The sequence below is a fragment of the Paraburkholderia sp. NPDC080076 genome, assembly GCF_050281145.1.
GTDB lineage: Bacteria > Pseudomonadota > Gammaproteobacteria > Burkholderiales > Burkholderiaceae > Paraburkholderia.
In genome coordinates, this window is record NZ_JBNNWQ010000003.1 from 578,566 (window position 1) to 600,121 (window position 21,556).

A 21,556-nucleotide genomic window follows, 5' to 3' on the forward strand; every position below is an offset into this window, starting at 1 on the left:
TGGTTGAGCGATGAACGCGCCAGCCGGGTTGATGAACCCCGCAACGTCATTCCGCGCTCTTCTGGCCGGCCAGCGTGTTCAGCGTCAACGCGTCGGTCTTGGCGACCGCTGCCGCTTCCGCCTCGCTTTGCCGGCGATGCTTCTGCTGTCCCGCGAGTTGGCGATACAGCGCGATGTATTGCGCGGCCATGCGCGCCCAGCCGAAGCCGGTCGCGAGTTCGTTGGCGGCGACGCCCATCGCGCGGCGCTCGACGTGGTTGTCGGCGAGGCGTGCGACCGCGCGCGCCAGCGCCTTGGGATCGTCCGGATCGTCGAGCACGATGCCGCATTCCGGCGTGATGATTTCAGCGCCGCCCGCGGTGCGCGCCGTGACCACCGGCAAGCCCGCCGCCATCGCTTCGAGCAGCGACAGGCTCATTGCTTCATAGCGCGACGGAAACACGAAGGCGTCGACGGAATGCATCAGCACCGGCATCTCCTTCACGAGACCGAGAAAATGCACGCGATGCGCAATGCCGAGCGCCTTCGCCTGTTCCGGATACGGACTGCCCGGCAGGAAGCCCGCCACCGCGATCTGCACGTGCTCGGGCAGATACTTGAGCGCGGCGAGCACCGTTCCGAGGTTCTTGCGCGGTGTGCGCAGGTCGCCCACGAACAGCAGCAAAAACGCGTCCTTCGGCAGGCCGAATTTCTCGCGGTCGCCCGTAGCCGCGGCGAAGCCTTGCGTATCCACGCCGTTGTAGATCACATCGACACGGTTGTCGGGCGTGAGACCGATCGCGTGAATCTCGTCGGCGACCTTTTGCGACACCGCCGTGATCACCTTCGAACGCCGGTAGGCCCAGCGTTCGAGCAGCGCATTGCAGCGCGTATAGACCGACTGATAGGCGGACCACACGCCCTTGGTGAGCCCGAACGGATAGTACTTGCTGCCGAACCAGCCGCTATGCACGAAGTGCGAGGTGTTGACGTCGGCGGGCATCCACGTGATGAAGCCGTTCACGTGCAGCACGTCGTATTCGCGGCGATGCGCGCGCAGCCACATCGCGCTCTTGAACGCGAACACCTGCTGGCGCAGCAGATTGGTCGGCCACCAGCGGCCGATTTTCATCGGCACCCAGCGGACGTTCGGATGCGCGAGCAGATCCGGCGCGACGTGCGAGGCGACCAGCGTGACGCCGATGTTCTCGTCGAGGGCCGCGCGCGCGATCTCGTGGTTGACGCGCCCCTGGCCGTCGTTATGGCGCACAACGTGCGTGACAATGGCGACTCTCAATCAGTGCCTCCGTGGAGAAATAGCGTGCGTCTGCGGTTTATCTTTTCGTAATGAACCGCGGAAAGGATCGAAAAAACACCCATGAAAAGCAGCAGTCCGCCCGTGCCGACCAGCGAATTGGTGAACACCAGCATCGCGAAAGTCGCGAGGCTCAGGCTCATACAGGCGGACACGAATTTGTCGTTGCGCAGCTTGAACGACGCGAGCACCGCGCGCGTCACGAGCCAGATGATTCCGGACATATAGAGCAGCGTGCCGGGCCAGCCGAGCACGAACGGAATGTTCATCACGCCGCTGTCGAAGTTGCCGTACTGGCCGAGCTGGCCGCCGTCGTTCGAGAGCTTGGTGGAGGTTCCGGTGGCGCCCATGCCTTCGCCCGACACGTCGGTAAAGGCCGTTTTAGCGAAGGTCGCGTAAAACTCGTTACGCGCGGCGTAGCTCTGGTCGTCGTTCAGGTTGACGATGGTCGTGAGACGCGCCTGCATCCGTTCGGCCACCGGACCGACCGCCAGCAACGGCACGCACAGCCCCGCCAACAGCACCGCGCTGGCGACGATGCGCACCCGCACCTTGTTGTTCGATTTGACGAGCTGAATCAGCAACGCGATGACCCAGCCTCCCCACGTCGAACGCACGAGGCTCAGCGCGAATGCGAAAAAACCCAGCGCCGCGGCGACCCAGCGCACCCGGTGCGTGGCCGCCATGACGAACACCATCGCGCCCATCATCGCGAAGGCGAACGGTCCCGACGAGTTCATCGTGCTGAACACGCGCACGCCCATCGGCACCGGGTCGCCTTGCGAGTTCATCTGCGAGCCGAGCATCCACAGCGCGTCCCACTGCGGCATGATGAAGAACTGCACCAGGCCGTAGCCGCCCATCACCAGCATGCCCCAGATGAACGTGTTGACGATGGTGTCGCGGTACTCCGGATACTGGCGCGTGTTCGCCATGATGTGAAAGCCGATCAGGATCGGATACAGCCAGTTCGCCAGGTCGTAAGTGGCCGCGAGCGGCCCGCTCGACATCACGCCCACGAGGAACGCATAGATGAGCCCGAGCAGGATCAGCAGCACCGGCAGGCCGCGCCGTTGCGCCAGCAGTTTGTAGTAGCGCAGGAGCGACAGCGCGCTGATCATCGTGACCGCGAGCGGCGCGACCTGGATCAGGCTGGTCGGCGTGAACGAACCCTTGGACCAGTCGGCCAGACGCCGCACTTCCGGGCTCAGGAACCACAGCCACCACATGAAGCCGATATAGCGCGCCGGGCTCTTGAAGTACAGCCACAGGCCCGTGAGGATCGCGAGCATCGGAAACGCGAGCGTGAGCACCGTGCCCTGATGCGCGCCGATCAGCAGCGTCGTGACGAACCACAGCAAAGCCTCCGGCAGCCATTCCTTGCGGCCGCGGGACGGCGCCCGTCCGGTGCCGTTCACGCTATCGGCGCTTCGCGCAATCGTCGACATCGTTCAGAGACCTCCGCGCGACTGCCGCGCCGGCCGCTCAGCGTCGGACACGCCCGCCGCCGTCGCCATGCCGGCCGCCGAGCGCACGCGTGACGAGGCGCGCGCGCGCAGCATCTCCTGCGTGATCCGCACGTGCTGCATCGCGTAGTGCTGCGTGGTCAGGTCGCGCGACAGCAGGCCGGCGGCGGCCGCTTGCGCCTGGCGCAGCGCGTCCAGCGGCGCGGCAGCGAGCTGGTCGACCGCTTCACGCAATGCCTGCGGATTGAACGGCGGGATATAGGACGCCTCGCCCGCCGGAAAATAATCCTGCAACGCGCCGACATTCGTGACCACCATCGGCTTGCCGACCGCCGCTGCTTCGAGCATCACGGTGATGCCCGAGGCGTGCGAATTCGGCCGCAGGGGCACGACGATCACGTCGGCCCAGTCGTACAGTTCGTGTTGCTTCTTGATGCCGGAGAACAGTGCGATTTCGACATTCGGCGCGCGCAGCGACGCGGGAATCCGGCGCCGGGTCGCGAGCTTTACCGTGTAGCGGGCGTCGTTGCCGAACGCCTTGATGAGCGTCTCCCAATCGCGGTCGCGGTCGTTGCCGATCGCGGCGATGCGGATCGGCGTGTGCGGCGCCCATTCGGCCGGTGTCTTGACCGGAAAGTCGCGCGTGTTCAGGCCATAGAGCAGCGGTTTGGCGTCGCGATCGAAATAGCGCCGGCACAGCTCGGCGTTTTCGCTGGCGAGGGTGGTGAGCTGATCGGCGCGTGTGATCAGCTTGCGATACAACCAGCTGCGCAGAATGCCGTAGGAAGGCCATTTATCGAGCAGCCACACGCTTTGCGCGAGCAGCAAGGGCGACGCGTCGGCGCCCGCCTTGCGGCCGCTCAGCAGCAGCATGAGGGCCGCCGAGAGCCATTCCTGTTCCGTGTGCGTCCAGATCACGTCCGAGCGCAGCATCTCGGCGCGGTTGCGCCACGTATGGATGAAGTCGAATCCGAGCGCCGCCTTCAGCGCGCGGCGCAGCAGGCGCACCGGCTTGCCTTCGCGGGCATCTTGCGAATAGGTGAGCTTGAACGCGTCGGATTCCGCGTGGTGATAGCCATACAGACAACCAATGTCGTCGCCCTGTCGATAAAAGCGCGGGTCGGCGCCGTAAAACAGATGAACGTGAACTTTCGTACTCATGCAGACACTCCGCTCTGCCGGTGGAAAGGGGCATCGGCGGCCCTGACGCGGGCCGTGCGCCGATGCGCGAACGTGCGGGACGTGGTGCGAGCCAGAGCGATCACGCGGCGCGTGACAGCGCGCGACGCGCCTCGTGCGCGCCGCTGCGCACGGCGCGCCAGCGCGTCAGCTTCAGGCCGGCCTGCTTCGAGAGCAGCGCGAGCGCCGCGTGCGTGAGCCCCGGATAAACGCGCGTACCGACCAGCGTCCACCACCACCAGGCGGTTTCGCGGTGCAGCGGCGGCAACTGGTCACGCAGGATCAGATGGAAGTTGAAGGCTGCGTTGCGCAAGGCCGCCATGGTTTGCGCGTCACGCCGGTCGTCGTCGAAACGCTCGGCGGGAAAGTGATCGACCGCAACGCGCGGGTCGTACATCAGCTTCCAGCCGGCGTTTCTCACGGCGAGGCTGAACGCCATGTCGTTGTGGACCTGCGCGCCGGTGCCGCGCAGGCGCGCGTCGAAGCGGATGGTGCGCACCGCCTCGCGGCGGTAGCTCATATTCGCGCCCTTCAGAATGTCGACTTCGCGCGCACCGCCAACGCCCAGATGATGATTGCCGATGATCTTGCCGTGCGCCGTGACCTTGCCCACCAGCGGCCGCTCGCCGTCCAGCACGCGGCCTTTCTCGTGCACCCAGTCGCGTCCGCCGAGCGCGCCGAGGCGCGCGTCGCCGGCGAACGCGGCAGCGATGCGTTCGACCCAGTCGGCGTGCGGCGCGGCGTCGTCGTCGGTGATCGCGATCACGTCGCCGCGCGCGGCGTCCAGACCGCGATTCAGAGCCGCGACCTGGCCGGGCGCTTCGACCAGCGCCACCGAGAGCGGCAGCGCGCCCGGCACGGCCGGATCGCGCAGGCACGCATGGGTCGCTTCGTCGTCGGCGCGCGCCACCACCACCACTTCGTCAGGCAGCCGCGACTGCCGTTGCAGCGCCGCGAGGCAGCGCGCCAGATCGGCCGGGCGGCGGTAAGTCGGAACCAGTACCGTCACTTTCATCGTGATGTCCTTTTTAATCGTCGTTGCGCGAGGTTCGGAATGCATCCGCAAACCTGCGGGCTCAGGTGCTCAGGTATTCCTGAACCGCCGCGTAGCCACGGTCGTAGCCGCCGCGCGAGCGGGCCGGCATGCCGTTGAAAATGCCGCCCTGCACGTGCACGCCGGCCGCGCGCAGACGCTTCAACGCATCGTTGATTTCGCCTTCGCTGTGCACGCCCGAGCGCATCACGAAGAAGGTCGATCCGGCATACGCGCCGATGATCGACGCATCGGTCACGGCCAGCACCGGCGGCGTGTCGATCATGATCACGTCGTAGCGCTTGGCGAGGCCTTCGAGGTACTGCGGCAGACGCGGCGACATCAGCAGTTCCGACGGATTCGGCGGACGGCGGCCGCACGAGATGAAGCTCAGGCCGTCGACCTGCGAGCTGCGGATCGCTTCTTCCAGCGAGATCTGGCCGCTCAGCAATTCGGACAGGCCGTTATCCGGCGCACCGCCCAGATAGCGTTCGAGCACACCGCGGCGCATGTCGCCGTCGATCATCAGCACACGCTTGCCCGAGTTCGCGAGCAGCACCGCCAGATTGACCGTCAGGAAGCTCTTGCCGACGCCCGCCATCGGGCCGGTCAGCATGACGATGCGGTTCTTCGCGTCCAGCAGCGTGAACTGCATGGAGGTGCGCAGGCTGCGCAGGCTTTCAACCGTGACGTCCTTGGGCCGCGCATTCGCCAGCACCGAGCGCAGACGCTCGCCGCCGCGCAGGAAGCTGGCTTCGAGCACGCCCTGTTCGGCGGAGAGCGGCACGAGGCCGAACACCGGCAGATGGAACGCGCGCTCGATGTGATCGGGGTCGTCGATGCCCTTGAACATATTGCGGCGCAGGAACACGAAGCCGGTGCCCGCGATCAGCCCGAGAATCACCGCCGCCGACAGGATCAGCGCCTTCTTCGGCTTGACCGGCACGCCCGGACGCAGCGCGGCGTCGACGATATGCACGTTGCCGCCGGTGCCGGCCTTCTGCACCGACAACTCCTGCACGCGGTTAAGCAGCAGCACGTAGATGTCTTCCGCCACCTTGGCGTCGCGCTGCAACTGCACGGCCTTCACTTCGGTGGCCGGCAGATCGCGGAAGCGGTCGGCGTATTTGGTGCGCTGCGCCTGTAATTCGGCCATCTGCTCACGCGCGGCCACCAGCATCGGATGGTCGTCGCCATAGCGCTCGGTGAGCTGCGCCATCTGCAGACGCAAGCCGGCGATCTGCTGCTCGTACTGCACGCTGCCTTCGAGGTAGACCTTGGCCTCGTCGCTCGCATTGATCGAGCCGGACTGGCGCTGATACGCGGTCAGGGCGGCTTCGGCGCGTTCGAGATCGGACTTCAGGCGCGGCTCCTCGCTCTTCAGGAAGTCGAGCATCTTGCTCGCGTCGGCCTGCTTGTTCAGCACGTGCTGGCGCACATACGACTGCGCGAGCGCGTTGGCGACCAGCGCGGCATGCTCGGGGCTCTTGTCTTCCAGCGAGATCTGGATCACGCCGGTCTGCTTGCCTTGCTCCTGCACCGTGATGGCCGACTGGAACGCGGAGATCGCGTCGAGGTCGTTGGCACGCATCACCGTGAATTCCTCGCCCGGCCGCGCCACCAGTTTATTGACCATGATGGTCACGCCGCCGCCCTGCTCCTGCTGGCCGACGAGACCGCGCAGCAGCAGCGAACCGTTCTGCGCATACAGGCTGTAGTGCTGGTCGTCGATCACCTTCATGGTCAGCTTCTGACCTTCCAGCGCGGGGATCACGTCGATCGAATCGACGTCGGCCTCTTCACCGCCCCATGCGTACGACGACAGACCCAGCCACGGACGCGCCGGCTGACCCGGCGTCGCCATGCGCGCGGCGATGCTGCCCAGAAGCGGCAGCGTCTTCGGCGTGACGCTGAAGTTCAGCTTCAGTTGCTGCACGACCGGGCCGACCACGCCGCGGCTCTTGATGATTTCGATTTCGGCGTCGGTCGGCAGCGAGGTCGAGCCGGTGGTGATCGCCGCACCGGTCTGCGTCTGCGTGAGCGCCTGCGACGTGTTGTCGGATTGCTCGACCCGCACATGCGCATCCGCCGAATAGATCGGCTTGGCGAGAAAACAATAGGCGCCGGCGATCCCGACGATCACCGCGGCGATGGCGATGAGCCACCAGATGTCGTCGAGGATCACCTGCACCAGTTGTCCGAGGACGACGTCCTCTTCTTCGGTCTTGATCGGACCGGCCATGTGTGGAGAGATTTGGTTGCTCACAATTCGATCCCGTATCGGTTACAGCGGTGTTTGCTTCGGTCCCGCGCCGCGTCCTTTACGGACGGCGCGGCGCGGGCCTGACGACGGCTCAGACTGCGGTTCAGATGATCAACGCGTCAGCTGCTTCAGGTAGAACAACGTCTGCACACTCGGCAACACCTGCTGCAACACACGGTTGAAGGTGGTCGACGCGGCGGTGCCCACATACACGACATCCAGCGGCTGCAACTGGAACTGCGAGGACAGCATGATGGCGTCCGGCTGCGTCATGTCGAGGCGGTACACGTCCGGCGTGGTCGGGTGATCCTTCATGCCGCGCATCACGAAGATCTGGCGCGGATTGGCGTCGGTGTCGAGAATGCCGCCGCCTTGCGTCAGCGCGTCGGCGATCGTCATGCGGCCCTTGATGATCGGCAACTGGATCGGCGTTTTCACTTCACCCATCACGAAGACGCGGCTGTCGGTGCGGTCCGGCACGTTGATCACGTCGCCGTTTTGCAGCATCACGTTCTGCGTGGTGTCGCCGCGATCGAGCATGCGGTCGGCGTCGAGCACGTAGAGTTTGTTGTTGCGCGTGAGACGTACGCGCTGAATGTCGGCGTCCGCGTTTGTGCCGCCCGAGCGCGTGATCGCGTCGACCAGCGTGAGCGGCACGTCGCTCACCGCGAGCGGGCCCGGCGTCTTCACTTCGCCGGTCACCTGCACCTTCTGGCCGCGGTACGACAGCACGCGCACGTCGACCTGCGGATTGCGGATATAGCGCACGAGGCCGGAGCTCAATTGATCGCGCAACTCGCCGACGGTTTTGCCGGCGGCCCGAATACGGCCGACGAACGGGAAAAAGATCGTGCCGTCGGCCGCGATGGTCTGGCCGTACGGATCGGCCTGGCCCGGCAGCGCGGCCGTGTACGGCTGCTGCAAGGCGCCGCCGATCGACTGCGTGGTGTTGCCGCCCGCCGACAGCGTGCTGCCCTGCGGCGTGGTCAATTCAGGGTGGTCCCACACGGTGATGCCGAGAATGTCCTGCGGCGAGAGCCGGTACACGTACTGCGACGGGTCGCTCAGGGTCGAGGTCGGCAGCACCTGGGTCTTCGCGGCGGCGGCTTGCGCCTGCGCGGTCACGACGGCGGCATCGATCACATGGACCGGATAGGTTTCCGCGGGCTGGCTGTCGTGCTGGCCGTCGTCTTTCAGACGGGATGTATCGAGGTAGTTGCCAGGTGCGGTGGCGCAGGCCGACAGAAAGGACGTCAGCAAAAGCGTGGCGGCAAGTTTCGAGTTGAAATGCGTCGACTTGCCGTTCGCGAATGAGTGTGCAGTGAGTTTTTTCATCAGCATATTTTCTTCAGCCATCCCATGACCAGATGTTCGATGAGCACGAGACTCTCCCTATAAGCGGTTTCCGCACCGCCATGCGGATCGGCGACGTCGGAATCCGCTTCCCACTTGCCGAGCGGATAGACCTTGCCGCGCGAGGCCGGATCGAGCGCTTCGACGTCGCTCACCTGCGCGCGCTCGGTGACCAGCACCAGATCGGCGTCGCGCACGAGCTGCCGGTCAAGACGCCGCGAGTAGTGGATGCCCGAGGCAACGCCCTGCTCGGCGAGCAGGCGTTGCATGACCGGGTCCATGCCGTGGCCGTTCACTGCCCGGATGCCCGCCGAATGAAACGCGATCGGCGCCGCCTGCGAACGCGACGCCGCGCCCTGCCGGGCCTTGAACAGCATTTCGGCGGCGGGCGAACGGCAGACGTTTGCGTGGCAGACGATCAGAACGTTGGCGAACATGGCGGGCTCCGTGATAACGGCTTGTCGATGCGGTGGCAGCGGATCAGCGGCCGGCTTCGGCTGCGTCCGCCGTTTCTTCCTGCGCGAGCGGCAAGCCGTTCGAGCCGACCTTCGCAGGCGCGATGCGCAGCGCGTGCTGACGGCCGATCGCGTGATACTCGATACCGAGCTCGAGCAGCGCGTCCGGTTCGTACAGGTTGCGGCCGTCGAAAATCAGCGGCGTCTTCAGGATCCGCTTGAGCGAGTCGAAGTCCGGGCTCTTGAACGCCTTCCACTCGGTGAGGATCACCAACGCGTCGGCGCCTTCGGCGGCTTCCATCTCTTCCTTCACGAACTCGAGGCGCGCGTGCTGTTGCGGCACGTCCTTCAGGTCCAGCGCGAACACGCGCTTCGATTCGTCGATCGCGACCGGGTCGTACGCTTTCACGCGCGCGCCGCGGCGCAGCAGCTCGGCGATCAGCGGACGGCTCGGCGCTTCGCGCATGTCGTCGGTGTTCGGCTTGAAGGCAAGGCCCCACACGCCGAAGGTGCGGTCCGACAGGTCTTCGCCGAGCCGCGCGACGATCTTGTTCGCGAGCACTTTCTTCTGCGTGTCGTTGACCGCTTCGACCGCTTCGAGAATGCGCAGATTCGCCTTGTGATCGGCGGCCGTGCGGATCAGCGCCTGCACGTCCTTCGGGAAGCACGAGCCGCCGTAGCCGCAACCGGCATACAGAAAGTCGTAGCCGATGCGCGGATCGGAACCGATGCCGCGACGCACGGCCTCGATATCCGCGCCGACGCGGTCGGCGAGATTCGCGAGTTCGTTCATGTACGAAATGCGCGTGGCGAGCATCGCGTTGGCCGCGTACTTGGTGAATTCGGCCGAGCGCACGTCCATATACAGCGTGCGTTCGCGATTGCGGTTGAACGGCGCGTAGAGGCGCTTCATCAGGTCGCGCGCTTTCTCGCCCGGCACGTCCTCGTCGCAACCAAGCACGATGCGATCGGGCCGCGTGAAGTCTTCCACCGCCGCGCCTTCTTTCAGGAACTCGGGATTCGACACCACCGAGAACATGTGCGCGGCATTGCGTTCGGCGAGTTCGGCGGCGATCACTTCGCGCACGCGCGAGGCCGTGCCGACCGGCACCGTCGATTTGTCGACGATCACCTTGAAGCCCGTCATATGGCGGCCGATGTTGCGCGCGGCGGCGAGCACGTATTGCAGGTCGGCGGAACCGTCCTCGTCGGACGGGGTGCCGACCGCGATGAACTGGATTTCGCCATGCGCGACCGCGGCTTCGACGTCGGTCGAGAACTTCAGGCGGCCGGCCTTGCGATTGCGCGCGATGATCTCCTGCAGACCCGGTTCATGGATCGGCACGCCGCCGTTGTTGAGCACGTCGATCTTGCGCTGATCGACGTCGAGACAGAACACATCGTGGCCGATGTCGGCCAGACATGCGCCCGTCACGAGGCCTACGTAGCCACTACCGATGATCGTCAGGTTCATGTATTACACCTCGCAGAATTGAGTTGATTGGGAAAGGAGCTTAGTAAGCGTTGCTGCCCACGAAACCCTTCCACAGCGTCAGCACGACGATCTTGATGTCGAGCCAGAAGGTCCAGTGCTGCATGTAGTACAGATCGAGCTTGACGCGGCCCATCATCTTTTCGATGCGGTCGGTTTCGCCGCGATAGCCGTTGATCTGCGCCCACCCGGTGATGCCCGGCTTGATCCGGTAACGGTGCATGTAGCCCTTCACCAGATCCTTGTAGATGTCGTCGTGTTCGAGCGCATGCGGACGCGGGCCGACCACCGACATCTCGCCGCGCAACACGTTGATGAACTGCGGCAGCTCGTCGAGACTGGTGCGCCGCAGGAACGCGCCGACCGCGGTGATGCGCGGATCGCGCCGCGTAGCCTGGGTGATCTTGCCGTGCTCTTCCTTGTGCATCTTCATCGAGCGGAACTTGTAGATCTCGAACTGATTGCCGTCGATGCCTTTGCGCTTTTGCCGGAAGAACACGGGGCCCGGCGAGTTCAGCTTCACCGCGGCGGCGATCACCAGCATCACCGGTGCGAGCGCGGTCAACGCGGCCAGCGCGAACAGACGATCGAACACGCGCTTGGGCAGCACGCGCAGATCCGTGATCGGCGAAGCGGCCAGGTTGATCGCCGGCACGCCGAGCAGATCGACCATCGGCTGATTGAAGAGCGTCAGGCTGCGCACGTCTGGAATGAAGCGGATGTTCACGAAGTCGTTGCGCAGATCCATCACGAAGCGATGGATGGCTTTCTCCTTCGAGATCGGCAGCGCCAGCCACAGCTCGCGGATCGCACGCTGGCGCACGAGATGCAGCATGCGCTGATAGTCGCGCTCGACCGGCACGCCTTCGATCACCTCGCCCGCATCCGGGTCTTCGTAGTGATTGATCGTGCTGTCTTCATCGAACACCACGACCGGCGAGAAGCCCGCGTCCGGACGGCTGCGCATCTGCTGGATCAGAAAGCGCCCATACGGCGCGCCGCCGACGATCGCCACCGCGCGCTGATTGAAGCCTTCGCGGCGCAGTCCGCGCAGAATCGAATAGACGATCACCTTGGTGACGATCAGCAGCACGATCGTGGCCACGGCCCAATAGACGAGCCACAGCCGCGACAGGCTGTCCGAGCGGTGCAGGCTGAAGCTGATCAGCACGCCGGTGACTTCCACCAGCAGCCAGCCGCCCGCCACGCGGCACAGCAGGTCGTACAGCGGCTTGCCGCGCCACGACTGATAGATCCCGAGCGCAGGGAAAAACACCACCACCAGCAGACAGTCGAATGCGAGCGAGACGCTTTGCATATCGTCCAGCCACACGACTTTCCCGCTGTGCACGGCCGTCGCGATGGCGGCGCCGAGCGCGACCATGGCGATGTCGATGATTCTCGATAGAACGCTCAGCATGCGCTGCCCCTCAGTTCGTCAGTCAAGTGCCATCCGTTGGTTGGTTGAAATCCAGTCCGGCGATGGGACGCACAACGCCGGTAACCGCGTCATGCAATTCCATGCGCGACGCGTAACTGTTTGAACCGGTGCTAATTGCCCTTCTGTTTCCCGCCCAAAAAAACTGCCTGAACAGCCGGATTGGGAAACCTGTGTCGGAATGAGTGAATACCCTTGTACAGGTATAGATAAAGCGATATTAAAATTCCCACTGCAAGACCGCAAAAAATCTCAAATTGTATCGGTCAATGTTTCGGCATTTTTTCTGAATTTTGTTCGGCAATTGTTACCGGATTCTGTGTTTGACAGGCATCCTGCAAGCCTTGATGTAAGCCAATCTCGTACTTTCCGAGTGTTTTCCTACGAAGCTTACGCCGCGCCTTCCGTCATCATTCTGCGGCATGAATGGCGATAAAAAAATAGCCGGCGATTTTTTTCGCGTAATTTTTCTTTTTAAAAAATTATCGGGACATTTTTTCTTCACGAAATGGAGAAATTTATTAGGCGTTTTATATAGTTTCTATTTAACGCGCTTTTATTGATTCCAGAGTTCGTGATAAAACTCGACGCATTCACCCAGCCTCGAGGAGTCCATCATGACAGCTCCGGTCACGGCCACGCCCGCCGACACCCGGTCCACGCAAGTCAAGTCCCTGAACGTCAAGCTCAAGGTTCATCCCGTGATTCTGGCGGGCGGCTCCGGCACGCGGTTGTGGCCGATGTCGCGCGAACAGCATCCGAAACAGTTGATCGGCCTGCTCGGCGACGATTCGCTGCTGCAATCCACCACGCGCCGTCTCGAGGGACTCGAGGCCGGCTATCCGCTCACCGAGCAACTCGTCGTGGTGGCCAATGAAGAACAACGCTTCACCACCGCCGAGCAATTGCGCACGAGCGGCAAGCCGACCCGGCTGATTCTCGAACCCGCCGGCCGCGACACGGCGCCGGCACTCACGGTGGCCGCCCTCTCGGTCGCCGCGCAGGACGAAGACGGCATCATGGTCGTGATGCCCGCCGATCACGCGGTCACCGACATCGACGGCTTTCACGCGGCCGTGGCCGCCGGCGTGCAGCATGCGGCGGCCGGTCATATCGTCACGATGGGTATCGTGCCGACGCGCGCGGAAACGGGGTACGGCTACATTCGCATTGGCGCGGCGCTTGGCACGACTAACGACACGCAAACCGCCGACGCGGAAGTGACCGGCAAGGTCGGCGCGCACAAACTCGATCGCTTCGTCGAGAAGCCGCATCTGGAGCTCGCGCAGCGATATATCGAATCGAAGGAGTACTGGTGGAATAGCGGCATCTTCATCATGCGCGCGTCGACCTGGCTGAAGGCGATCCGCCATTTCCAGCCGGCCATTTACGAAGCCTGCGATGCGGCCTTCGCGGGCGGCAAGGCGGACGGCGACTTCTTCCGGCTGCAACGCGACGCGTTCAGCGCATCGCCGTCGAATTCGATCGACTACGCGGTGATGGAGCAACTCGGCAATGATCAAAGCGCCGCCTCGGGCGTGGTCGTGCCGTTGCAGGCCGGCTGGTCCGACGTCGGTTCGTGGGACGCGATCTGGGACATCTCGGATAAGGACGCCGATCAGAACGTGGGCCGTGGGCGCGTGATGTTCGAAGGCGCGGCCTCGACCTTCGCGCATTCGGAAGGACGCCTGATCGCCTGCGTGGGCACGCAGGATCTCGTGGTGGTGGAAACGGCCGACGCCATTCTGGTCGCCGACAAGTCGCGCGTGCAGGACGTCAAGAAGATCGTGGGCCGGATTCGCAACGACGGCGGGCTGGAGGCGGCCAACCATCGCAAGGTGCATCGCCCGTGGGGCAACTACGATTCCGTCGACACCGGCGAACGCTTCCAGGTCAAACGGATCGTGGTGAAACCGGGTGCGCGGCTCTCGCTGCAAATGCATCATCACCGCGCCGAACATTGGATCGTCGTGCGCGGCACGGCGCTCGTCACGCGCGGTGAAGAGCGCTTTATCGTCTCCGAAAACGAATCGGCCTATATTCCGCTGGGTGTCACCCACCGTCTCGAGAATCCGGGCAAGATGCCGCTCGAAATGATCGAGGTCCAGTCCGGTTCGTATCTCGGCGAAGACGACATCGTGCGTTTCGACGACACCTACGGACGTCAGTAACGCGCGTGGACGAGGGGCGTCGGTGAACGGCGTCCTTCTGATAACACCAGTGAATCACAGCGAATGTCACAACGAATGAAACGGGAACCTGCGGCGGTTGCTCCTACCGGCCGCGGGGAACTGCTGTGCTCACCCCGCGTGGGAGATGAGTTCTGTGTACGACGGATAACGATCGGATGCACTGTTCTCGGTCGCCGCCGTGGCAGCGGCCGGTTCGCCGGGATAACGGCGCAACGGACCACGGAACGCGTTGAGCGGTCCATGCAACGGCGCGCCGTGATTGGCCGCGACTGGCTCGGGCACATGGCGCAAGGCAGGCAACGGACGAGCCGCCGTGGGCGCAGGGTTCGCTGAGACATGAGCCGGCGCTTGAGCGGACGCTTGTGCCGCAGCCGCGGATTGCGCCGCTGCCGTCAGCGTGAGGCATTCGCGGTCGATCCACTGCCGCGCCCAGTCGAGCGCATATTGCTCCGCCGCCTCGGCTTGCTCAAAGCGCGGGCCGACGAGGCCGGAACGCTCGACGCGTTTGCCGTCCTTCATGATTTCCGCCCACGCGCGATACATGGCGTTCGGCACCTGCTCAGCCGCGACGTAAATCACATAGCCACGCCGGTCGATGATTTCCGTGCCGCGGGGCGCGAGGCTCATCGACAACGGACTGCGCCGATCGTCAGGCACAGGCGTGCCGCGCGCCGAAGCGACGGCCGAATTCAAACCATGCATGGCCGCGCCTACCGCGCGCGCTTCATCCGGGCGCGGCAAGCCGGCCCGCACGACATGCCGTGCGGGCGCAGCGACGGGTGCCGCTGGCGCACGAGACACCGGCGGCACATTCGCGACGCCGGACAACTGGCGCGTGATATCGGCGATCGGATCGGCCGAACGCCAACTGCTCAGGCTATTCGACATGCCGCCGGGCGCTTGCCACGACTCGGGGCTTCTCCAGGACACGCCACGCGGATGCTCGTCGCGCACGCTGGGGGTTTCCGCTACCGGTGCCGCGGGTTTGGCCGCGACGGGCGGCGCCGGTTGGGGGACGTACGCAAAGGTGCGCCCGGTTTGCGACAACAGCCGAACCATCTCCAGCAGCGTGCCGTTCAACTGCCACTCTTCAAAACGGCGCCGGCAAGTCGGACCCGACGGATAGCGCCCTGGCAGTTTCGACCAGGGTTCACCGGTTGTCAGAATCCACAGGACGGCATTCGCCACGATGCGTGGTTCGGCGCGGGGCCGGCCGCGTCGGTTTAGACGGACGGCCGGCTCATCTGAAACAAGCGCTGCCAGCAGCGCCCATTCGTCATTGCTTAGCTCATCGAAAAACATTGGGTTTTCTCCACGCAGCCTGGCCGGGCTGCGGCTTTGGACTGCCACGGATTCAACTGTCACGACCCGTGTGCAGGCCTCGGTTGCACAAATATGTTTTGTACGTTCTGTTGGCTGGTCAATACCGCCCCGACTTAGTGCGGTTTGTCCCTATTGCGAAGCACAAAACGTGGTCTCACTCGTGCATGGGAGAATTTGTGCACGAAGCATACCATCCCCAGGGTTTCCGTGAATATGAATGAGACAAGTGTTACGGATGGAAACAAACTTGTCCTTTTTGCTGCGTCTTTTCTCGCAATGCCGTCACAAAAGTCCGGTCGCTTTCGGCGGCGAAATGAGGCTATTGCACCGCACAATCAAAATGCATCACGGGCGAATAACTTTTATGAATCCGTCGTCCGTCTGAGACAGGATTTCGATGCATTTTGGCTCGGCTTTGGCCAATCGACCAAAGCGCGGGAAGCAGCGCTGAACACGCTATGTGCAGTGCATCAACGCGGTGAAAACAGCGCGGCCTGAACGACGCGGGAGCATTGAGTGAGCGACCGGTTTCGCCGCTCGGCACTCCACCGATACAACCGATAGACCAGGTTTCAGCGCACCGGGTTCGCCGCGCCCTCGCCCACCACTGTCGTCCATTGACGCACGCGCCAGCGTGTCACGAGACCGGCGAGCACATACGGATCGGCCTTGGCAAAGGCTTCGGCGGCAGCGGCAGAGTCGCCTTGAAAGAGTAGCATGGCGGTGTCGGTGGGCTCGGCCAGCGCGCCGGCCAGCAGCAGCTCGCCGCGCTCCGTGGCGGCCCACGCGAGCTTCAGATGCTCATCGCGATACGCGGCGCGCCGTTCGAGATAGTCGGACACCAGGTCGTACATCAACAGATAGTGCATGGCGAGCCTCCTTGGCCGGCGTGAGAGCAGACCAGCGACGCAATGGGCGGCACGCATCCTGGTCAATATTACCCATATGTTGGGCGGTGGAATTTCCTGCCGAATTACAATTCAATTGCGTGTGCAGCAATACGCAAAGTTTGTGTTAATTTTTCATCAATCTTATGGAATAGCTTGGTGCTAATTCGTTTGAATTTGCTTCATGCGTTTAATCTGGAATGCATAACATCATTCCACGCTCGCGCCATTCGCCACTGGATACTCCAATCCGCCGTCAATCCCCGCCACGTAAGGGAAAACCAGCGTGAGCGCCTGTCAACCGGAATGCGCTTTTAGCCGTTCTGGCAGACAGCATTTGCCATAATGGACGTGCCGAGGGTCCTGGATACGGTTGACGCCCGCGCGCATGAACGACCAAAAACGTTTTCACCACCGATGGAGTGTCACATGAAAATCCAATCCGCTATCGCCACGCTGGTGCTGGGCGCTGTCCTCGTTTCGCCGGTGTTCGCAGAGAACAGCCAGCAAACCAAAATGGCCGACTGTAACAAGCAGGCCGGTGACAAGAAGGGCGACGACCGTAAGGCGTTCATGAAGACCTGTCTGTCCGCCAAGCCAGCCGCCGCTGCGCCGATGAGCCAGCAGGACAAGATGAAGGCGTGCAACGCGCAAGCCACCGGCAAGAAGGGTGATGACCGCAAGGCGTTCATGAAGACCTGCCTGTCGTCCGCATCGGCTAATTAAACACAACGAATCGGCGTCGCGCGACATGCGCGGCGCCTGAGCGCGCGCCGCTCGAACACAGCGGCGCTGCCATCCGGCACTCGCGCCCCGCGTCCCGCCCCGCCCTTCACAGTCCATCTGCCCGAACCCGCCATTTTTCTTCTATGATGGCTGCGGAGACGGCCCACCCCCCTATACAACATTAGACGGGCCGCCATCTTGTCGTTGGTGCTGCAGAGCATCCATCGGAGGCAAGGATGGTATCGAAGCATAAAAACCGCTGGTTAAGGCGGTGGCTGGTCGTCATCATATTTTGGGCGGTGCCCGTGGCGATCGTGGCGGTGAGCGAGATCCGGGAGGAAATGGCGTACAACGCCGTCGACCTCGACCGTGCGCTGACCACCTGGAATTTCACCGACGCGCAGCGCGCCGCCGGCGCCCCTGCGCGCTGCCACGGCAAGCCCGACGAAGCGCAAGCCGCCGGCTGTCCGGCCGAGGTGCTGGCCGCCAACGCGCCGCGTCAGCAGGACGCCCGCAACGAATACAGCGTGCGCCGCTCCACTTTGATGGCCTATCTCTGGCATGCATTCGTCGGCTACTGGATCGTGCCGGCCGTGGTGCTGTTTCTGCTCGGCGTGCTGATCGGCATGGTGCGCCGCGCGCTGCGGCGTCCGCCGGCGGTCAAGAGTCCGGCGAACCACGGCTGAGCGCGCGTCCGGATCAGAAGGCCGATTTGCGGGCCGCTACGTCGGCCGATCTGCAGCGTCGAGGCAACACTTTCAATTTGATTTCAACGCACATTTGCGCGGCGTAAAATCGGTAAAAACGAATGGTCGACACCGTCGCTGCCTTGCTCCTATTGGCTGCGGGCAAACCCGGCGCGAATCGCCGGAGCCCATTTGAAAGCGCGCTGCGCGTAGCTTCCACGCGCGCTGCGGTGCCGGTCAAAATTACGGCACGGCGCCTTACGATTAGCCCGAAACCCCCGCCCCACAAGGCTTTTCGCCTAGCGACGAACTGCGCCTTTTGTGCTTGCGTGTGATATAACTCAAAGGCAACCCGGCAAATCAGATGAGGTTGCGCCCCGGAACCATGACGGAGAAAAACGATGCAAAGACGAAACTTCATGTTGAAGACTACCGCTGCGCTCGCTTTCGGAGGCCTTGCACTGGCTGGTTGTACGACCAACAAAGGCAACCCGGATACACCCGCCACCGATTCAGCCAAGCGCCAGTCGATCGACGCTAGCGTCGACGGCACCATGTCGCGGCTCTTCACGACGGTGAAGGGATCGCGCGAACTGGTCTCGAAGGCGCGTGGCGTTCTCGTGTTCCCGTCGGTGCTGCAGGTGGGCTTCGTCGTCGGCGGACAGTATGGCGAAGGTTCGCTGCGCGTAGGCGGCGGCACGGTCGGTTACTACAGCACGATTTCCGGCTCATTCGGCCTGCAGGCGGGTGCGCAGTCGAAGGCGATCATCTTCCTGTTCATGACGCAGGACGCACTGGACAAATTCCGCAATGCCGACGGCTGGTCGGCGGGCGGCGACGCGTCCGTCGCGCTGATCAAGATGGGCGCCAATGGCGCGATCGACACCACCACGGCCACCGCCCCGGTCGAAGTGTTCGTGCTGACCAATGCCGGCCTGATGGCCGATGTATCGCTGCAAGGCACCAAGGTCACGCGTCTGAAGATCTAGGCACGCCTTCTGGTTGCCGGTCTGCGGGGTGTGCGTCTGATCCGCCGGGTTCCGTGAGCAGCGGTGGCCGGGTCAGACGCAATCCTGCGCAGCCTGCCTTTGCAGTGGGAGCAACGTGGCATGCGGCCGCGACGGCGAGCTTTTGTGGGCCGCAGCCGCAGATCACCGCCCGTTGCCGGATGCAAAAGCCTCATTCGTCTCAAGTCGTGCGCCAATAAAAAACGGCGATGCGCACCACGCATCGCCGCTCTTTTTCACTCTGCCGCGTGAGCCGAATCTCTTCAGCTCAACTGCCCGACGTATCGATCACCTTGAAGCGCGAACGCTTTTGCGCGCGAATCACCAACTGATACGCATCCACATACTGTTGCGCCATGCGGTGCGAAGTGAAGCGCTCCTCGAAGCGCTGCCGCACACCCGCGCGCGGCATCTTATGCAGCCGATTGACCGCCGCCACCGCGCCGATTTCGTCTTCGACGATAAAACCCGTCAGGCCGTCTTCCAGCACTTCCGGCACCGAGCCGCGGTTGAACGCGATCACCGGCGTGCCGCATGCCATCGCTTCGATCATCACGAGGCCGAAAGGCTCCGGCCAGTCGATCGGAAACAGCAGCGCGTGAGCGCCGGACAGGAATTCGGCCTTCTGGTTATCCGCGATCTCGCCGATGAACTCGACATAAGGCAAATCCAGTAACGGCCGGATGTCGCGCTCGAAATACTCGCGATCGGCGGCATCCACTTTCGCGGCGATGCGAATCGGCATGCCGCAGCGGCCGGCAATCCGGATCGCGGTGTCGACTCGTTTTTCCGGCGAGATCCGGCCGAGAAACGCGAGGTACTTCTGCTCGACCGGCTGCGGCGTGTAGAGCTGTTCCGGCAAGCCGTGATAGACGGTGGTCAGCCACTTGGCCTGCGGCAGCGGATGCCGCTGCGAATTCGAAATCGAGATCACCGGCGCGGTGTTGAACGTGTCGAACACCGGCTGTTGCTCGGGCAAGTCGAGGCGGCCGTGCATTGTCGTGACAAACGGCGTGTCCTGGCGCTTGAAGACCGAGAACGAGTAGTAGTCGAGGTGAAAGTGCAGGACGTCGAAATTTTCGGCCTGGCGGCGCACCAGTTCCATCAGCAGCATATGGGGCGCCACGCGGTCGCGAATGCCCGGATCGAGACGCAGCGCGCGTGGCCAGACGGGTTCGAGCTTCGCGCTGGTGACGGAGTCGCCGCTCGCGAACAGCGTCACGTCATGGCCGAGATCGACCAGCGCCTCGGTGATGTACGACACGACGCGCTCCGTGCCGCCATACAGCTTCGGCGGCACCGATTCGGTCAAAGGGGCGATCTGCGCAATCTTCATATTATGTCTCCGTGAGCTGGCGGCTTGCGCCCTGAGGGCGGTGCGCGTCAGCGGCGCTGAGTATGACAGCGCCAATACCTCCGATCAATGCAACGGCCGAATCCGGCCGCGTGCACCACCGGCATCGAAGCATTATTCACTACAGGACAACAAAAAGCCTCTGGTCTTGCATTTCCTCGGTGCTGTTACATTCAGCTTACATACGGCTCCACACGTGAACAGCGGCACGTGTCAGCGTGTGGGCCATTTCCAGGCCGGCAAATCGCGGTCGTCGGCGTCGGCGATACGGGTCGCGCCGAACTGCTTTTCCAGCACGATCGACTGGCTCGCCTCCTCACGTTCGAGCGCCGCGATCAGACGCGCCGCATGCGACACCACCAGCACCTGCGAATGCGCGGCGGCCCGCGCGATCAGGCGGGCAAGCGCCGGCAGCAGGTCCGGATGCAGGCTCGTCTCGGGTTCGTTCAACACGAGGAGCTCAGGCGGACGCGGCGTCAGCAAGGCCGCGACCAGCAGCAGATAGCGCAAGGTGCCGTCCGACAGCTCCGCGCCTTTCAGCGGCCGCAGCAGGCCGTGCTGCTGCATCACCACTTCGAAGCGGCCGTCCTGTGTCGTGACGTCGAGGCGCGAGCCGGGAAAGGCGTCGTCGATGGCGGCGTCGAGCGCGGCCGGTTCGCCGATTTCGCGGATGGTTTGTAACGCGGCGGCAAGGTCCGCGCCGTCGTTGGCGAGCACGGGCGTGTGCGTGCCGATCTGCGGCAGACGCGCGGGCGCGTCGGCGTCGGTGCGGAAATGGTCGTAGAAGCGCCACGAGCGGATCTGCTCACGCACCGTGATCATCTCGGGTGCGCTCCGCGGGTCGGAGAACTCCGTCATCATGCTGTCGAAGCTGGCGACGGGTCGTGGAATGGTCTGCCAGTCGCCGCGCTCGTCGCGCGTGCGCAGCGCCGGGCCGTGGCGGTCCACCAGCAAGGCCGACGGCCGCAGCACGGGGCCGTTCCAGATGCATTCGCGCTTGATGGTCGGATCGAGCGGAAAGCGCGTGGCGTCATTGACGAGCGGTAAGCCGAGATCGATCGCGTAGCCGAACTGATCGCCGGAAAAACCGAGCCGCAGACTAACCGGATCTTTGCGGCGCAGCGGTTCAACCGCGAACTCGCCCGCCAGCACGGCGCGCGAAAAGCGCTCAGGTCCGGCCCATAGCGTGGACGGCAAGCCGCCTTCGCGCGCGAGCGAGGTAATCAACCCGCCGCGCGCCGCTTCGGCCAGCAGCCGCAGCGAGCGATACACACTCGACTTGCCGCTGCCGTTTGGACCTGTGATCAAGTTCAGCCTGCCGAGCGGGACGATCAACTCGCGCAACGAGCGATAGCCCGCAATTGCCAAAGTGGTCAGCATGCGCTGGCCCGACATTCAGCCGCGCACG

The 21,556-nt window shown here is 63.7% G+C and carries 18 protein-coding genes; 5 read left to right on the plus strand and 13 right to left on the minus strand.

The annotated features are described in order from the left end of the window. Nucleotides 1-46 precede the first annotated feature (46 nt). The 9 genes from ACQKRQ_RS14865 to ACQKRQ_RS14905 form a co-directional block, all read right to left on the minus strand. Entirely contained in the window at nucleotides 47-1,276 is a 1,230-nt protein-coding gene (locus tag ACQKRQ_RS14865) for a glycosyltransferase family 4 protein (protein WP_132374646.1), read from the minus strand. After that, nucleotides 1,273-2,742, minus strand: a complete 1,470-nt coding sequence (locus ACQKRQ_RS14870) for a glucose-6-phosphate isomerase (RefSeq protein ID WP_427477826.1) — start codon at nucleotides 2,740-2,742, stop codon at nucleotides 1,273-1,275. The genes ACQKRQ_RS14865 and ACQKRQ_RS14870 overlap by 4 nt, the downstream gene beginning before the upstream one ends. A 3-nt stretch (nucleotides 2,743-2,745) precedes the next feature. Further along, a complete protein-coding gene (locus tag ACQKRQ_RS14875) occupies nucleotides 2,746-3,921 on the minus strand; it encodes a glycosyltransferase (protein WP_427477828.1) in 1,176 nt (391 codons plus the stop codon). Nucleotides 3,922-4,021: 100 nt separating this feature from the next. Continuing rightward, nucleotides 4,022-4,954: a glycosyltransferase family 2 protein gene (locus ACQKRQ_RS14880; protein WP_427477830.1), complete on the minus strand. Its 933-nt coding sequence runs from the start codon at nucleotides 4,952-4,954 to the stop codon at nucleotides 4,022-4,024. Nucleotides 4,955-5,015: 61 nt separating this feature from the next. After that, nucleotides 5,016-7,214, minus strand: coding sequence for a polysaccharide biosynthesis tyrosine autokinase (locus tag ACQKRQ_RS14885; RefSeq protein WP_132376906.1), 2,199 nt, complete (start codon nucleotides 7,212-7,214; stop codon nucleotides 5,016-5,018). Between the two features lie 132 nt (nucleotides 7,215-7,346). Further along, nucleotides 7,347-8,576 (minus strand): polysaccharide biosynthesis/export family protein, encoded by a 1,230-nt coding sequence (locus ACQKRQ_RS14890; protein ID WP_408175787.1) that lies wholly within the window; start codon nucleotides 8,574-8,576, stop codon nucleotides 7,347-7,349. Continuing rightward, entirely contained in the window at nucleotides 8,570-9,025 is a 456-nt protein-coding gene (locus tag ACQKRQ_RS14895) for a low molecular weight phosphotyrosine protein phosphatase (RefSeq protein ID WP_132374651.1), read from the minus strand. Before ACQKRQ_RS14895 ends, ACQKRQ_RS14890 begins: the two co-directional genes overlap by 7 nt. Nucleotides 9,026-9,068: 43 nt before the next feature. Continuing rightward, complete coding sequence (locus tag ACQKRQ_RS14900) at nucleotides 9,069-10,517, minus strand: UDP-glucose dehydrogenase family protein (RefSeq protein ID WP_427477832.1); 1,449 nt, start codon at nucleotides 10,515-10,517, stop codon at nucleotides 9,069-9,071. 40 nt (nucleotides 10,518-10,557) lie between these two features. After that, entirely contained in the window at nucleotides 10,558-11,955 is a 1,398-nt protein-coding gene (locus tag ACQKRQ_RS14905) for an undecaprenyl-phosphate glucose phosphotransferase (RefSeq protein ID WP_132374653.1), read from the minus strand. A gap of 635 nt (nucleotides 11,956-12,590) precedes the next feature. Between ACQKRQ_RS14905 and ACQKRQ_RS14910 the strand changes: the two genes are divergently transcribed. After that, entirely contained in the window at nucleotides 12,591-14,144 is a 1,554-nt protein-coding gene (locus ACQKRQ_RS14910; RefSeq protein ID WP_427477834.1) for a mannose-1-phosphate guanylyltransferase/mannose-6-phosphate isomerase, read from the plus strand. 129 nt (nucleotides 14,145-14,273) lie between these two features. Here ACQKRQ_RS14910 and ACQKRQ_RS14915 read toward each other — a convergent pair whose 3' ends face one another. Further along, complete coding sequence (locus ACQKRQ_RS14915) at nucleotides 14,274-15,467, minus strand: transposase (protein WP_427477836.1); 1,194 nt, start codon at nucleotides 15,465-15,467, stop codon at nucleotides 14,274-14,276. Nucleotides 15,468-15,701: 234 nt separating this feature from the next. Between ACQKRQ_RS14915 and ACQKRQ_RS14920 the strand changes: the two genes are divergently transcribed. Beyond that, entirely contained in the window at nucleotides 15,702-15,986 is a 285-nt protein-coding gene (locus ACQKRQ_RS14920; RefSeq protein WP_427477838.1) for a hypothetical protein, read from the plus strand. Nucleotides 15,987-16,060: 74 nt separating this feature from the next. Here the strand turns inward: ACQKRQ_RS14920 and ACQKRQ_RS14925 are convergent, their stop codons facing one another. Continuing rightward, nucleotides 16,061-16,357, minus strand: coding sequence for a YciI-like protein (locus ACQKRQ_RS14925; protein WP_132374657.1), 297 nt, complete (start codon nucleotides 16,355-16,357; stop codon nucleotides 16,061-16,063). 447 nt (nucleotides 16,358-16,804) lie between these two features. On the opposite strand from ACQKRQ_RS14925, the gene ACQKRQ_RS14930 reads away from it, so the two are divergent. The 3 genes from ACQKRQ_RS14930 (at nucleotide 16,805) to ACQKRQ_RS14940 (ending at nucleotide 18,776) form a co-directional block, all read left to right on the plus strand. Beyond that, nucleotides 16,805-17,101 carry a PsiF family protein gene (locus tag ACQKRQ_RS14930; RefSeq protein ID WP_427477840.1) on the plus strand — a complete coding sequence of 99 codons (297 nt, stop codon included), beginning with the start codon at nucleotides 16,805-16,807 and terminating at the stop codon, nucleotides 17,099-17,101. A 236-nt stretch (nucleotides 17,102-17,337) separates the two neighbouring features. After that, nucleotides 17,338-17,787 (plus strand): hypothetical protein, encoded by a 450-nt coding sequence (locus ACQKRQ_RS14935; RefSeq protein WP_132374659.1) that lies wholly within the window; start codon nucleotides 17,338-17,340, stop codon nucleotides 17,785-17,787. Nucleotides 17,788-18,188: 401 nt separating this feature from the next. After that, entirely contained in the window at nucleotides 18,189-18,776 is a 588-nt protein-coding gene (locus ACQKRQ_RS14940) for a BPSL1445 family SYLF domain-containing lipoprotein (RefSeq protein WP_132374660.1), read from the plus strand. A 286-nt stretch (nucleotides 18,777-19,062) separates the two neighbouring features. Here the strand turns inward: ACQKRQ_RS14940 and ACQKRQ_RS14945 are convergent, their stop codons facing one another. Together ACQKRQ_RS14945 and ACQKRQ_RS14950 are read right to left on the minus strand one after the other, a co-directional pair. Further along, nucleotides 19,063-20,130 (minus strand): glycosyltransferase family 4 protein, encoded by a 1,068-nt coding sequence (locus ACQKRQ_RS14945; protein ID WP_427477841.1) that lies wholly within the window; start codon nucleotides 20,128-20,130, stop codon nucleotides 19,063-19,065. Between the two features lie 231 nt (nucleotides 20,131-20,361). Continuing rightward, a complete protein-coding gene (locus ACQKRQ_RS14950) occupies nucleotides 20,362-21,528 on the minus strand; it encodes an AAA family ATPase (RefSeq protein WP_427477842.1) in 1,167 nt (388 codons plus the stop codon). Between the last annotated feature and the right edge of the window lie 28 nt (nucleotides 21,529-21,556).

Coding starts and splice junctions, on each gene's coding strand:
- ACQKRQ_RS14870 (WP_427477826.1), bottom strand. CDS start 2,742: ATGTCGACGATTGCGCGAAGCGCCGATAGCGTGAACGGCACCGGACGG.
- ACQKRQ_RS14875 (WP_427477828.1), bottom strand. CDS start 3,921: ATGAGTACGAAAGTTCACGTTCATCTGTTTTACGGCGCCGACCCGCGC.
- ACQKRQ_RS14880 (WP_427477830.1), bottom strand. CDS start 4,954: ATGAAAGTGACGGTACTGGTTCCGACTTACCGCCGCCCGGCCGATCTG.
- ACQKRQ_RS14885 (WP_132376906.1), bottom strand. CDS start 7,214: ATGGCCGGTCCGATCAAGACCGAAGAAGAGGACGTCGTCCTCGGACAA.
- ACQKRQ_RS14890 (WP_408175787.1), bottom strand. CDS start 8,576: ATGCTGATGAAAAAACTCACTGCACACTCATTCGCGAACGGCAAGTCG.
- ACQKRQ_RS14895 (WP_132374651.1), bottom strand. CDS start 9,025: ATGTTCGCCAACGTTCTGATCGTCTGCCACGCAAACGTCTGCCGTTCG.
- ACQKRQ_RS14900 (WP_427477832.1), bottom strand. CDS start 10,517: ATGAACCTGACGATCATCGGTAGTGGCTACGTAGGCCTCGTGACGGGC.
- ACQKRQ_RS14905 (WP_132374653.1), bottom strand. CDS start 11,955: ATGCTGAGCGTTCTATCGAGAATCATCGACATCGCCATGGTCGCGCTC.
- ACQKRQ_RS14910 (WP_427477834.1), top strand. CDS start 12,591: ATGACAGCTCCGGTCACGGCCACGCCCGCCGACACCCGGTCCACGCAA.
- ACQKRQ_RS14915 (WP_427477836.1), bottom strand. CDS start 15,467: ATGTTTTTCGATGAGCTAAGCAATGACGAATGGGCGCTGCTGGCAGCG.
- ACQKRQ_RS14920 (WP_427477838.1), top strand. CDS start 15,702: ATGAATGAGACAAGTGTTACGGATGGAAACAAACTTGTCCTTTTTGCT.
- ACQKRQ_RS14925 (WP_132374657.1), bottom strand. CDS start 16,357: ATGCACTATCTGTTGATGTACGACCTGGTGTCCGACTATCTCGAACGG.
- ACQKRQ_RS14930 (WP_427477840.1), top strand. CDS start 16,805: ATGAAAATCCAATCCGCTATCGCCACGCTGGTGCTGGGCGCTGTCCTC.
- ACQKRQ_RS14935 (WP_132374659.1), top strand. CDS start 17,338: ATGGTATCGAAGCATAAAAACCGCTGGTTAAGGCGGTGGCTGGTCGTC.
- ACQKRQ_RS14940 (WP_132374660.1), top strand. CDS start 18,189: ATGCAAAGACGAAACTTCATGTTGAAGACTACCGCTGCGCTCGCTTTC.
- ACQKRQ_RS14945 (WP_427477841.1), bottom strand. CDS start 20,130: ATGAAGATTGCGCAGATCGCCCCTTTGACCGAATCGGTGCCGCCGAAG.
- ACQKRQ_RS14950 (WP_427477842.1), bottom strand. CDS start 21,528: ATGCTGACCACTTTGGCAATTGCGGGCTATCGCTCGTTGCGCGAGTTG.